This window comes from Thermostichus sp. OS-CIW-31 (genome assembly GCF_054060305.1).
Map to the genome: position 1 here is coordinate 1 of NZ_JBSSDA010000023.1, position 12,956 is coordinate 12,956.

A 12,956-nucleotide genomic window follows, 5' to 3' on the forward strand; every position below is an offset into this window, starting at 1 on the left:
GGTCGGGTAGTTTACTTGGCGGATCCCCCTACAGTCAACTGGCCCAGCACGTTGATATCAAAGGTGAAATTAATCGTCACCGAGTTGCCCTCGTAAGCCTCAGGCAGCGGCAGGAAGGGAGCTGCCCTCTGGATAGCTGTCAGCGCTGCATCGTCTGTTTGTTGGCTGCCGGACGTGCGCCCCAGGCGAATGCTCTGCAGATCGCCAGCTCGACCCACCGTAAAGATCACCACTGTGCGGCGCGAGGTACCGGTCTGCCCAGGGATCCAATTTTGCTCCACTTTCCGCTGCAAAGCGGCCAGCCAGGGGCCCCAATCCACATCGGCCCGCGCTGCCACACTGGGGGGATTGGGAGCCGATTGGGTGGGGTTGGCCAATCCACTAGCTCCACTGCCCTGGATCCCGGCTCCATTGCTGGGAGCAGAGGCACTGACCGGAGGCCCCAACTGGGAAGAGTCAGAGGGCCGCTGGGCGGGAAGAACCTCTGTCACCGGTTGCGGAGCGGGCGGAACGGGAGCCAATTGGCTGGGATCCGAAACCCGCTCGCTTGGCTGTATGGGCAAGGGCTCCGCAGTTGGCGGGGGAGTGGGCCTTGGGGAGGGAGCAGCCGCCACAGGCGGTGGAGTTTGGGTCGGAGTAGGTCTGGGGACAGGCGTGGGAGGGGGCGGTGCCGCAGTCGGGGTCGCGGTGGGCTGAGGGGGAGCGGGGGTTGGGGTAGGCGTGGGCTTGGGTGGAGGGGTTGGAGTTGGGGTTGCCAGGGCAACTGCAGCCGGGGCAGGTGGTGGTGGAACAGGGGCAGGCGGTGGCGGTGGTTGGGGTCTTGGCGGAGGAGGAGCAGGGGCCTCCTGGGGAGGGGCGGCCTGAGATTGAGGTGGACTGCCTTGAGACGGAGGGGCTTCTACCCGCTCACCCCCATCGCGGGAATCAACTTCTGAAACCAGATCTGCTTCCTCTGGGGGCTGCAGATCTTCTGGATCCAGAAGGATAAACTCAATGGCTTCTTGTTCTGGCTCGCGAGTGAGCCAAAGCCGCCCCAAGTGGAGCAATCCCAGCAGCACCAGCACGTGCAGCAGCAGCGACAGCGCCACCATCCAAAAAAAGTTGCGAGATTCATCCTCGCGGCGGCGCTGCTCAATCCAGATGCTGGTCATAGCCAAGATTGCCCTTTCCTTTCTTCAACGCTCTCAACACACCGAGTTGTCTGTTGCAGACTCGGCCACGCGGGTAACACACTAGCTAGTGTTATAGCATCCGAGCAGTTGGCACTCCTGCGCAAAGGCGTATAGTCTATCTCGGGCTCGGGAAGGGATCCCACCTTGCAGCAGCTCTAAGATCGCCTACCTTGAAAAGAGCGGGGATCCCATTAGCCGGGGAAAAGCCCCACAGCTCGGGGTGCTGGCTCTGATGTTGGCTGGTGGGGCAGTTTTGGTGGCTTTTTAGGAGCGACGTTATGGAACCCATCCGCTTTCATCTGGCCTTTCCAGTTGCCGATATTGCCTTGGCCAAGGCCTACTACGGCGATGGCTTGGGCTGTGAGATCGGTCGAGAAACCTCTGCTGCCGTTATTTTTAACCTGTACGGCCATCAACTGGTGGCCCACCTCACCCACGAAGAGCTGACGCCCCAGCGGGGCATCTACCCTCGTCATTTTGGCCTGATCTTCCCTACCCAAGGGGATTGGCAGGCGCTGGCCGACCGTGCCCTGGAGCGAGCCTTGCCCTTTTATCAAGAGCCGCGCTGGCGCTTTGTTGGCACCCCCTTGGAGCATGGCACCTTCTTTTTGCAGGATCCCTTCCATAACCTGCTGGAGTTTAAGTACTACCGCAACGCTTCCGCCATTTTCGGGGAGCGGGACTTGGCCTTGGTCGGGGACAGTGCTTCCCACCGCTCGCGCGAACGATCCCCGGCCCGCTCAAGTGGCATGTAGTGCAAACAGGAGGAACCTTTGGCCACTCAACCCCTGCGTTCTGGCCCTGCGCGCGGCCCTATCTGGCAGATGGATTTCAACGCCGTCCCCCTGCGGGATGAGCAGAACCGAAGGGTTTGGGAGCTGTTGGTATGCGATCCCACCGGCCGGTTTCGCCAAGCGCAGTATTGCAGTAACCAAGAGGTGAATAGCACCTGGGTGGCACGACAGTTGCGGAGCTACCTCGAAGCGGCTCCCCAGCCTCCCTCGGCCATTCGTGTGTTTCGAGCCCGCATGAGTTCCATCCTGCAACGGGCCTGCGATGCGGTTGGGATCCCGATGCTGCCCAGTCGTCGCGTTTACACCCTCAAAGCTTGGATGCGAGAACGGGCAGAGCAGGTTTACCCTCAAGAGACTCAGTTTACCTACAGCCCCGAACCTCCTGTGGATCCGGATCCGCCGGATCCCATCCGTCTGCCGGACAAGTTGCAGGGAGAACGCTGGGCCTTCGTGACCTTGCGAGCTGAGGATCTGCGGGAAGCCGACGCCTGGCCGATAGAATTTGGCGAGCTTTTTCCGGTTGCCTGGGACACTTTGACGCCCGACACATTGGCACCAGTGGTGCGGAGCACCCTCATTCCCGGCTTGGTGATTACCTCGCAGCGGGCTTTGCCGATGGCAGCCTGGATGAGCGGTATGGAACCCGCCTACTTGAGTGTGGCAGACGGACGGCTACTGCTCGAGGCGGGCCTCAACGATTGTTATCTGTTTGCACAATTGAGAGATGAAACACTGCGAACAGAGGCAGAAGTCTTTGCCCAGCGCCAGCAGCAGGCCCAGGGGCTCCACTTTCTTGCCATTCAAACCGATCTTAGGGCCCAGTCTTTCGCCGGCTTCTGGCTGATGCAACATCCGCTGTAAGTAGCAGCCGTTACAGCCTGTTTGTAAATTACAGTCATTTCAAACTAGATTGAGACACTCCCCAAACGCTCCGCGCCGCTGCCGCGACCACCCCCAGCTCCTCTCCCAGAGGGAGAGGGGAGTTAGAGACCAATGCGACAGAAATGTTTCATTACCTGTTTAAAAAATGACTACACTACTTGAAATGACTGCGTTTTCGATTCAAACTAGGGCCCTGCATCCGCACCCAAAACCTTGAATGCGCAGGGCCAGAAGGCTTTTCAAGGACTCCGTCCCGCTGGCGCGATCAGTGGCCTAGGCGTCTCACCCTAACTTGAAACCACCATATCGCCAAAGTCGCCAAAGAGAGAAGGGATCCTCACTAGGAAAACACAGCCTCCAGCGCCTGCAAGGTCTTTCTCACCTTGGCCTGGGCTGCCTCCACCTCGGGTTGGTCATAGGCTTTAGCGGCAAAGTCTAGTTGTTCTAAGCTGCGGCCCATCTCCTTAGCCAGGCGCAGCACTTCCCGCTTTTGTTTATCTGGCAGGGTAGCCGCCAGGCCGGTCAAGGTCTTACGAGTGAGTCCCATCGGCCCGTGGATGTAGGAGCGGATCTCCAACCAGTCCTCCGCCTCCACCAGGCTTTGCAGCCGCTCTACCTGTTGCTCCAGTTGTTGCAGCTCTCGGGGCAGGCCAGCAGCCGCTTGCACAGAAAGGGATCCCAGCCACAGCCCCAATGTCAGGATGGCAACCAGCAACACACTCCGCCAGCGACAGATCATCACATACCTCCCACATGCCTGCAACAGGCTTGACTTCTTGGCCATGATTGCTATCAGCTTTTTGGCAATCATTTGGTAATCAAATGAATAGTTTACCCGCTGGCTGCACCTCAGCCCCTTGGCTGCCTCTCGAAGAGCATGCCTCTAACCCCCAAAACCCTGAACTTTGCTGAATTTACTGAGCTTTAGGCGGTTTGGCAAAAGTCATTGAGGGGGATATAGTAGACCAAGTTTCCCCCTGATCCTTGAGTCCACCGCAACGGTTGCCGGGAAGTGAAGGGGGAAAGCGCTCGGGGGGTATTCCTCAGGGCTTTGCGGGATACCGCCTTCCTGTTTGGACTCCGTCCCGCTGACGCGAACAGAGATAGGCAGGATGCGATCGCTTCTTTCCTGAACCATGTTCAGGAGAGTTCAGCGTGAATGTATCAGCACAGCAAATCGGTTAGGCTAGGGATGTAAAACAATGTAAATGGCACTCTCATGCAACGCATCATCCTCATGACCGGCAAGGGTGGAGTCGGCAAAACCTCGATGGCGGCGGCGACCGGCTGGCGTTGTGCCGAGATTGGCCTGAAAACTTTGGTGCTGAGCACAGATCCGGCCCACTCTTTGGCCGATAGCTTCGATCAGCCCTTGGGCCATGAGCCGGTCGAGGTCAAACCTAACCTTTGGGGGGCGGAGCTGGACGCCCTCAACGAACTGGAGCTGAATTGGGGATCCGTCAAAACCTACATTACCCAGGTGTTGCAGGCGCGAGGGCTAGATGGGGTGCAGGCACAGGAGCTGGCGATTTTGCCAGGGATGGATGAGATCTTTGCCCTAGTGCGGGTGAATCGCCATTACGACGAAGGCAAGTTCGATGTGTTGATTATCGACTCGGCCCCTACAGGCACGGCCCTGCGCCTCTTGAGCCTGCCGGATGTTTCTGGCTGGTACATGCGCAGGTTCTACAAACCCCTGCAGGGGCTGGCGCAAATGCTGCGTCCTATTGCCGAGCCGATTGTGAAGGGGCTGACCGGGATCCCGCTGCCGAATGACCAGGTGCTGGATGCTCCTTATGAGTTCTATCAGAAGATTGAGCGGCTGGAGCGCATCCTCACCAACAACCGCATCACCTCAGTGCGGCTGGTCACTAACCCCGAAAAGATGGTGATCAAAGAATCGCTGCGGGCCCACGCCTACCTCAGCCTTTACGGGGTGGCCACCGATTTGGTGATTGCCAACCGCATCTTGCCCGATGGAGTGGTGGATCCCTACTTTGCCGCCTGGAAGGCAGCCCAACAGAAATATCGCCAGGAAATCCACGAAAACTTTGCCCCCCTGCCGGTCTTCGAGATCCCGCTGTACTCCGAGGAGTTGGTGGGATGGGACGCCCTAGCCCGCCTGAAAAAAGACCTCTGGGGGGATCGCAACCCGGCGGACGTGCTCTATGCCGAGCAAACCCTGAATGTGGTAACCGACAACGGCCAGTACCGGCTGGATCTTTACTTGCCCGGGATCCCGAAAGAGCAGGTGGAATTGACCAAAACCGGGGATGAGCTGAACATCCGCATCGGCAACCACCGCCGCAACTTGGTTCTGCCCCAGACTTTAGCGGCCATGACCCCGGCCCGCGCCAAGATGGAAGAAGACTACCTGCGCATTCATTTTGCCGCTTGAGCCTGTAGCTGCTCTTGGTTGCGTCAGTGTTGAACGGCAACGGGGCAGCGTCAGCGCCAGATGGCACAATGAGGGTGTTCCCTACTTCTAAAAATGGATCGCCGAGGATCCCTCCACAGAAGAGGATGAGATCATGCTGTTGCTTCGTATCTTCCTGGTGGCTCTGCTCATCACTTTGACAGGTTGGTTTTCCCCTCCCGCCAGTGCTCTGCTCAACGACGACCGTTACGATGGCAACATCTTTGCCCTCTACGGGGCCAACGGCGGCATGATCCCCCCCCGCGTTTCCTTGAAGCAGGCGAAAGAGCAAGGGATCCCGGCCCTCCTCGTGTATTACATCGATGACAGTAGCGATTGCAAAAAATACGCCGCCACCATTGCCAACCTGCAGGTTCGCTACGGGCTGGGGGTCTATTTCATCCCCTATTCCGTCGATTCCCTCCTGCCCGGCGACGAGCGCGGCCAATACTACACCGGACAAGTGCCTCAAACCCTCCTCTTCGACCCAGAGGGAAATATCGTCTATCAATCCGTCGGCAACCGCCCCATCACCGAGGTGGAAAACGCTATTCGCGCCCTCTTCAAGTTGGATCCCGTTCCCCCAGGGCTGATCAAAGCCAAACCCTTCAACGAGATCCAAACCGGATTTGCCGGATCCCGTTCTCCCCAAGCCTACCCCCCCACAAAGGCCCAGCCGTGACGGCCAATCCCGATCCCTTTGATCCTCTCGAGGCTCTGCAGGAAAAACTCCAGAGTCTCCAGGCTCGTCTTGCCGACCTCAGAGAATTGGAGCGCATAGCCCAGCTTTCCCCTGAACAATGGGCCGAAATCCAAGCTGAAGCCAGTCAACTGGAGCAACGCCTGCAGGCTTATGTGCTAGAGGTGTTTAATCCTGTCCCCGCTACCTTTTGGCAGGTGGTGCGCTTCGGCGGCCTTGGCCTGCTGCTGGGCATTGCCCTGCAGCGCTGGGTGCTGAGCTAGCCTACCCCTTAGGATAGAAAAGCTCTCGGATCCCGGAGCCCTTGCCCATGCGCATGCGACGCCCTAGACCATTTAGTCTTGACCGCAAGACTTCGCGCTTTCTGCCTCTGCTGGGCCTGCTTTTGGCGCTGCTGACCCTCCTGCCCCGTTGTCTGCTGGTTGTCCAACCCGGCTACGAAGCCGTCATCTTCAACCGCCTCACGGGAGTGGAAATGACTCCCCGCCGCGAGGGGATCCATCTGCTGATTCCGGTGCTGCAGTTCCCCACCCTTTACGATGTGCGCACCCAAACCTACAACATGACCAGCCGAAGTGAAGAGCGCAGCGTCAAAGCCGACGATACCCTCACCGCTCTCACTGCCGATGGGCAACGGGTGGATCTGGATGTTTCGGTGCGCTATCGCCTGGATCCGGATCGGGTTCCCGAAATCCATCGCAATGTAGGCCCCGATTACCTGAACAAAATTATTCGCCCCGCCTCCCAAGCCGTGGTGCGCAATGTTATCGCCCGCTATTCGGCCATTGGCGTTTATTCTGAGCAACGAGCTGAAATCCAAGAACAAATTGCCGCTGAGCTCTCTCGCCTAATGCAGCCAGAAGGGCTGGTGCTGCAGAGCTTGCTCTTGCGCAATGTGGAATTTTCCAAAGAGTTTCAGTCGGCCATCGAAGCCAAACAAATTGCCGAGCAAGAGAAGCAAAGAGAAGTGTTTCGCGTAGAGCAGGCTCAACTCATCAAACAACGAATGATTGTCAAAGCCAGCGGTGAGGCCCAAGCCATCGCCCTCAAAGGGGAAGCGCTGCGCAGCAACCCGAACGTCATCCAGCTCGAGTATGTCCGCAACTTGCCCGACGACATCCAAGCCATCGTCAGCGAGCAAAACACCATCCTCAATCTGGGGGACTTTCTCAACAAGTAATCGATTCGAGAGTCCCAAGTTAGGATTGGATCCATCCAGTTCAGGTGCATCCACTCCAAGCCCGTTCTCAACAGACCATCAGCCCCAGCCCCTCTCCCAGAGAAGTGTTGCTGCTGTGCCCCTTAATTTCTTGATGGGCCGTAATTCTCGGCCTTTGCATTCATTTTGCATTCATAGAGAACCCAGCACTCTCCGGTACTCCGGGGGCCAAATACCGGGCCCGACACTCAACTGGCAAGCTGACGTAGGAGCCTGGGGAGTTGACTGGGGCATCCACTCTCCGGAGCATCTGTATCAGACTAAACAGAAGGAGGCTGCCAGGATATCTAGGCTTTGTACAATTGCTCACAAAGCCCTGGGTTGATGGGAGCATGACTCTAGTCAATAATAAGCTCAACTATACTGAAAATAATGTATAATATGTTCAGTACGGATTACTACCAGTTGATCTTTCTGTTTACTTTCGAGTCTGCCAACATGGTAGCCAAAGCAAAGCAGAAAATTGGTAGTAAGACGACACGGAAACTGCGCTTTGGGTATTCTACTCAAAGCTTTGCGGGATACCGCCATTCTGTTTGGAAACAAACAGAATGCTATCGCTGCATAGTTGAACAGTGATGTTCAGCAGTGTTCAGCGTAAATGTATCAGAAAACCCTTCCCTTTCCCGGAGCAGCTCAGTGTAAAGCCTGATGCTCTTTTTTCTCTGATGGGATTACCGTAGAGGTGTTGCTACTGAGATCCTGCAGTGACCAGCTTTTCCTGTGCCCAACTCGCCAAACTCGAGATGCCCAAGATGCCCGTGACAGTTGGGATCCCTGTCACACCTTCTGCGGATGAGGCGGATGAGACAGAGATCGGTCATCTTTTGATCGTCGATGATCAGCCCAACAGCCGCCTGCTGCTGGGGGATCTGCTGCAGAGCATTGGCTATCGGGTCAGCGAGGCCGAAAGCGGCAATCAAGCCCTGCAAATGTTGAAAACCTTCCAGCCGGATCTGATCTTGCTGGATGTGATGATGCCGGGGTTGGATGGGTTCGAGGTCTGTCGGCGCATCAAAGCCAATGACGAGACGCGTTTGATCCCGGTGGTGCTGATTACAGCGGCCAGCGATCGCAAAAATCGCGTGCGCGGTATTGAAGCTGGGGCAGATGATTTCTTGAGCAAGCCCTTTGACGAGTCGGAATTGTTGGCGCGGGTGCGTTCCCTCGTTCGCCAAAAGCACCTCAATGAAGACTTGGATCATGCTGCTCAGGTTCTGTTCGCCATTGCCCGCAGTGTGGAAAGCCGGGATCCCACCACCGGGGATCACTGTGAGCGCCTGGCACAAATGGCCAAGAGCTTCGGCGAGTTTTTGCATCTGCCCCGTCCCCTGATCAAGGTGCTGATGTGGGGAGGTTACCTGCACGACATCGGCAAAGTGGGCATACCCGATGCCATTTTGGGTAAAACAGGCAAGCATACGCCGGAAGAGTGGGAGGTGATGAAATCCCATGTCTTGATCGGGGAGCAAATCTGCCGCCCACTGCGCACCATGAAAGAGGTGTTGCCCCTCATCCGTCACCACCACGAGCGTTGGGATGGCAGCGGTTATCCCGACGGCCTCAAGGGGGAAGAGATCCCTCTGGTGGCCCGTATCTTCCAGATCATCGACATCTACGACGCCCTCACCTCAGAGCGACCTTACAAGCGAGCGTTCACCGTTCAAGAGGCCATAAGCATCTTGCGGGAAGAAACAGACAGGGGTTGGCGGGATCCCCAGTTGGTGGAGTATTTCTTTGAGTTTCTGCGATCGCAGGCGCCAGATTTGGAGTAGGCTGGATAGAGCTTGCTTGTAGTGTACCAGCAGGATAGAGTCTTTTGCCGGGTGCCGATCCGCTGCGTCGTTGTGTAGGCTGTCGCCAGTTGTTTCCTCGCTCACAACTGTGGCGGCTGGTCAGGCAATTTGATTCCCACCAAGTGCTTTTGGGCGGGGGTATGGGGCGCTCTGCCTATGTCTGTCGGCGGCTGGAATGTCTGCAAGCAGCCCGGCGCAAGCAACAGATAAACCGAGCCCTCAAGGCACCTGTGCCTGACTCGTTGTTCCAACGGCTGCTGGATTCTCTTGAGCAAGATTCCCAGGGACATCTCCTCCAAAAGCCTGAGCCTTAGAGGTATTCCCAATGTAGGTAAGATATTCAAAGCGCCTCTTCAGGTTCGCTAAGTTGCGAACCACACGGCAGCCCCTCTCAACTGTCAGAATGGGAGTTGGCTGGAAAACTGAGGCCAAGTGGGATGAACTGCAGAGAGGTTATTCTGGAGGCGCTGTTGACATTTGCTCGTTCTTCCTCGGTTGCTTTACTGGATGTCCCCTGTGGATGTTGCCAGAGCAGCTTCAGACCTGGGTTCCCTTCAGGCCGGATCCCCGGAGGATTGCCGAGCTGTTCTCGATGCGCCGGAGGAAGCCCCCGCAAGCCCGAAAGGTTCGGCTCAACCCAATAACTTGGTTCCCATTGAGTTTGGATAGTAAAACTGACGAGAAGTAAAGGAGCAGAGGCTAGCAGACGAATGACCGATAAAGTTCGAATTTATGATATTGCCCGTGAGATGGGGCGTGACAGTCGGGATGTGCTGGAGGTTTGTGAGCAACTGGGGATCCCTTTCAAAACCCACAGCAGCACCATTTCTCCGGAGCAAGCTGAGTTGGTGCGCAGCAAGCTGGGCGCCCCCCACATTGTGAAACCTCCTCGACCCCGGCCCAAACCCCCATCTGAAAGCCTGCCGCCGGAGCCTCCTGCTGAAGCCAAAGTCGGTGAGCGCCCTCAGCAGAAAGTTCCCGGCACCGCCAGCGCGATCGTCGGCATTCGTCGGCCCGCGCCCGCTCAGCAGCCAGCTCCAGTTGGCGAAGCCAAGACTGCTGAAACTCTGCCGGCTGCCAAGCCCTCGCTGTCTCGACCTGAGCGAGTCTCCCCCGAAAAGGGATCGGCTGGTGGTGCTCAGCTCATAGGCCCGCCGCGGCGGCAAGTTAGCCCTCCTGTCCGCTCGTCTGAGGCCACCCAAGAGCCGGGGACGGCTTCTCAACCGGCACCCCCCCCCATTCGCCCTGAACCTGCCGCAGCCAAAGCCAGCAGCTCCGAGCCCAGTTCTGTGGCCAAGCGCCCAACTGTGCTCACCCCCCCTCGACGAGCTACCTCCGAGGCAGAACTGCCGGCAGAGCGGCCTGAACCGCCGCAAAAAGCTCCCGAGCTCAGTCGCCCCAGCCCCTCAGAAGCACCATCCCCCAGCCACGCCCGCGTTCCTCAGCCTGCGGAAGAAAAAGCTCCTTCTCCTCCACCTGCGCAGCGCCCCCGTCCACAACTGGTGAGCGCACCCGTTCGCCCTGGCACGCGCTCCCCGGCAACCAAAGAAGACAGTGTCAGCAGCAGCAAAGTCGGTGAAGCTCCTCGTCCGCAGCGGCGGATGGAATTGGTGGGGCCCCCTACCCGTCCTGTGGCCAAGCCGGCTCCCCCTGAGCCAGATGCTGCCTCTCCCTTGCCAGAAAGAATCCCTGGGGAACGTCCCAGCCCAGTGTTGGCGGAGGCTCCCGTAAGACCTACCCCACCCAAGGTCAAGCGCAAAACGGAAGAAGAAGAGGACGACGAGCTACAAGCTCTCAGTCGGCGGGCTGCCCGCGTCCAAGCCAAACGCAAACGCAGTCGGAGACGGGGGGAAGGAGATGGAGATGGTTTGGATTTGGATCCCATGACCATCATTTCAGCGGTCAAGCAGGCTGAGCTGAACGCCCTCAAGCCCTTGGCTCGCCCCACCGCCAAGCCTCCTTCCTATCGCCCACCCGTGGCAACGGCTGCTCCCCCTGCCCGCCCCCGCCCTGCTGCTCGTTCGCAGCAGCAACCCACCTCCGCTGAAGCTGGTGCTGCCGATCGCGCCAGCGGGACAGAGCCCTTGCCCGAAGAGAAGGTGTTGCTCTTGGATGGCAGCCTCACCGTTCAGGAATTGGCCCACCGCCTGCGTGTGGCCGAAACCGAGATCATCAAAACCCTCTTTTTCAAAGGGGTGATGGTGACCATCAACCAAGTCCTGGATGAATCGCTGGCCGAGTCGGTGGCCAAAGAGTTGGGCTATGAGATTCGCCGACCCGAGGCAGAACCCGAGGCCAAAAAAACCGAAATGCTGGATGTGGAGGACATCGACCATCTGGTCTCGCGTCCGCCGGTGGTGACTATCATGGGCCATGTGGATCACGGCAAAACCACCCTCCTCGATGCCATCCGCGACACCAAAGTGGCCCAGGGAGAGGCTGGCGGGATCACCCAGCGCATCGGTGCCTACCATGTGGATGTGGACTTTGAAGGCCAGAAGCGGCGCATCGTTTTCCTGGATACTCCCGGCCACCAGGCTTTTACCGCCATGCGTGCCCGAGGAGCCCGCGTTACCGACATCGCGGTTCTGGTGGTGGCCGCCGACGATGGGGTACAACCGCAAACTCTGGAAGCGATCAGCCATGCGCGGGCGGCTCAGGTGCCGATCATCGTGGCCATCAACAAGATCGACAAGCCCGGCAGCCAGCCAGAGCGCATCAAGCAGCAGTTGGCGGAGCACGGCCTATTGCCAGAGGAGTGGGGTGGGGATACCCCGATGGTGGAGGTGAGCGCTCTCACCCGCCGTAACCTGGATGCTCTGCTGGAGATGATCCTATTGGTGGCCGATGTGGCGGAGCTGCAGGCCAACCCCAATCGTCCCGCTCGCGGCACGGTGATCGAGGCCCACTTGGACAAAGCCCGCGGGCCGGTGGCTACCCTCTTGGTGCAAAATGGCACTCTGCGGGTCGGAGACACCCTGGTGGCCGGGGCCGTTCTGGGTCGGGTCAAAGCGATGATGGACGATCGCGGCCAGCGGTTGCAAGAAGCCGGGCCCTCTTCGGCGGTACAACTGCTAGGCCTGGATGAAGTCCCGGCAGCCGGGGATGAGTTTCAGGTTTACACCGACGAAAAAGAGGCCCGTCGCATTGCCCAAGAGCGGGCGGAGGTGCTGCGGCAAACCCGTCTACAACAGGCGCTGCTGTCTCGTCGCGTGAGCTTGGGTAGCGTTTCCGCCAAAGCCCAAGAAGGTCAGCTCAAGGAGTTGAACTTGATCATCAAGACGGATGTCCAGGGATCCGCCGAGGCCATTCAGACAGCGCTGCGGGATTTGCCCCAAGAGGAAGTCCAGTTGCGGGTTCTGCTGGCGGCCCCTGGCGAGATCACGGAAACCGATGTGGATTTGGCTGCGGCCAGCGACGCCATCATCCTCGGTTTCAACACCACCCTGGCCCCCGGCGCCCGCCAGGCTGCCGATGACAAGGGCGTGGATGTGCGGGAGTACGACATCATCTACAACCTGCTGGACGATCTGCGGGCGGCCATGGAGGGCCTGCTGGAGCCGGAAGAAGTAGAGGAGCCGCTGGGTCAGGCGGAGGTGCGCATGGTGATCCCCATCGGGCGCGGTGCGGTTGCCGGCAGCTATGTGCTCTCGGGCAAGGTGCAGCGCAATGCTCTGGTGCGAGTTCGCCGCAGAGGGGAGGTAGTTTACGAGGGACGTCTAGACTCCCTGAAGCGCTTCAAGGACGATGTGCGGGAAGTGGCTGCGGGCTTCGAGTGTGGGATCGGCATCGACAAGTTCCAATCCTGGCAGGAAGGCGACATCATCGAGGTGTACCAGATGGTCACCAAGCGGCGGACGCTGGCCTCTGTCTAGCTTCATCAAGGCACTTCAGGTTGGCCTGCCGGTCAGGCCTGTGTTCTCGGGCAGAGGATCCCAGACAGGGAGGGAAAATTTGAGCTGATCGCGTAAGCGGGA

General features: G+C 58.5%; 11 protein-coding genes. 9 read left to right on the forward strand and 2 right to left on the reverse strand.

The genetic code is table 11. From position 1 onward, the window contains the following. Positions 1–11: 11 nt before the first annotated feature. Entirely contained in the window at positions 12–1,151 is a 1,140-nt protein-coding gene (locus tag ACVWY9_RS12085; protein ID WP_457388573.1) for an energy transducer TonB, read from the reverse strand. A 299-nt stretch (positions 1,152–1,450) separates the two neighbouring features. Between ACVWY9_RS12085 and ACVWY9_RS12090 the strand changes: the two genes are divergently transcribed. Together ACVWY9_RS12090 and ACVWY9_RS12095 are read left to right on the forward strand one after the other, a co-directional pair. Continuing rightward, a complete protein-coding gene (locus tag ACVWY9_RS12090; RefSeq protein ID WP_457388575.1) occupies positions 1,451–1,927 on the forward strand; it encodes a VOC family protein in 477 nt (158 codons plus the stop codon). A gap of 18 nt (positions 1,928–1,945) precedes the next feature. Next, positions 1,946–2,827: a Tab2/Atab2 family RNA-binding protein gene (locus ACVWY9_RS12095; RefSeq protein ID WP_011432767.1), complete on the forward strand. Its 882-nt coding sequence runs from the start codon at positions 1,946–1,948 to the stop codon at positions 2,825–2,827. A 361-nt stretch (positions 2,828–3,188) separates the two neighbouring features. Here the strand turns inward: ACVWY9_RS12095 and psbQ are convergent, their stop codons facing one another. Further along, complete coding sequence (gene psbQ, locus ACVWY9_RS12100; protein ID WP_457388577.1) at positions 3,189–3,587, reverse strand: photosystem II protein PsbQ; 399 nt, start codon at positions 3,585–3,587, stop codon at positions 3,189–3,191. A gap of 480 nt (positions 3,588–4,067) precedes the next feature. On the opposite strand from psbQ, the gene ACVWY9_RS12105 reads away from it, so the two are divergent. From ACVWY9_RS12105 to infB, 7 genes are all read left to right on the forward strand, one after another. Then, positions 4,068–5,246 (forward strand): TRC40/GET3/ArsA family transport-energizing ATPase, encoded by a 1,179-nt coding sequence (locus ACVWY9_RS12105; protein ID WP_414332153.1) that lies wholly within the window; start codon positions 4,068–4,070, stop codon positions 5,244–5,246. 133 nt (positions 5,247–5,379) lie between these two features. Continuing rightward, entirely contained in the window at positions 5,380–5,946 is a 567-nt protein-coding gene (locus ACVWY9_RS12110) for a thylakoid membrane photosystem I accumulation factor (RefSeq protein ID WP_457388580.1), read from the forward strand. Further along, complete coding sequence (locus ACVWY9_RS12115; RefSeq protein ID WP_041436379.1) at positions 5,943–6,227, forward strand: hypothetical protein; 285 nt, start codon at positions 5,943–5,945, stop codon at positions 6,225–6,227. The genes ACVWY9_RS12110 and ACVWY9_RS12115 overlap by 4 nt, the downstream gene beginning before the upstream one ends. Before the next feature lie 47 nt (positions 6,228–6,274). Then, on the forward strand, positions 6,275–7,144 hold the full coding sequence (locus tag ACVWY9_RS12120; RefSeq protein WP_148202707.1) for a prohibitin family protein: 870 nt from the start codon (positions 6,275–6,277) through the stop codon (positions 7,142–7,144). A gap of 794 nt (positions 7,145–7,938) precedes the next feature. Continuing rightward, positions 7,939–8,958, forward strand: a complete 1,020-nt coding sequence (locus tag ACVWY9_RS12125) for an HD domain-containing phosphohydrolase (protein WP_457388582.1) — start codon at positions 7,939–7,941, stop codon at positions 8,956–8,958. A 44-nt stretch (positions 8,959–9,002) separates the two neighbouring features. Continuing rightward, positions 9,003–9,293, forward strand: coding sequence for a YlxR family protein (locus ACVWY9_RS12130; RefSeq protein WP_011432759.1), 291 nt, complete (start codon positions 9,003–9,005; stop codon positions 9,291–9,293). Between the two features lie 396 nt (positions 9,294–9,689). Further along, a complete protein-coding gene (gene infB, locus ACVWY9_RS12135) occupies positions 9,690–12,854 on the forward strand; it encodes a translation initiation factor IF-2 (RefSeq protein WP_457388585.1) in 3,165 nt (1,054 codons plus the stop codon). Positions 12,855–12,956 lie beyond the last annotated feature (102 nt).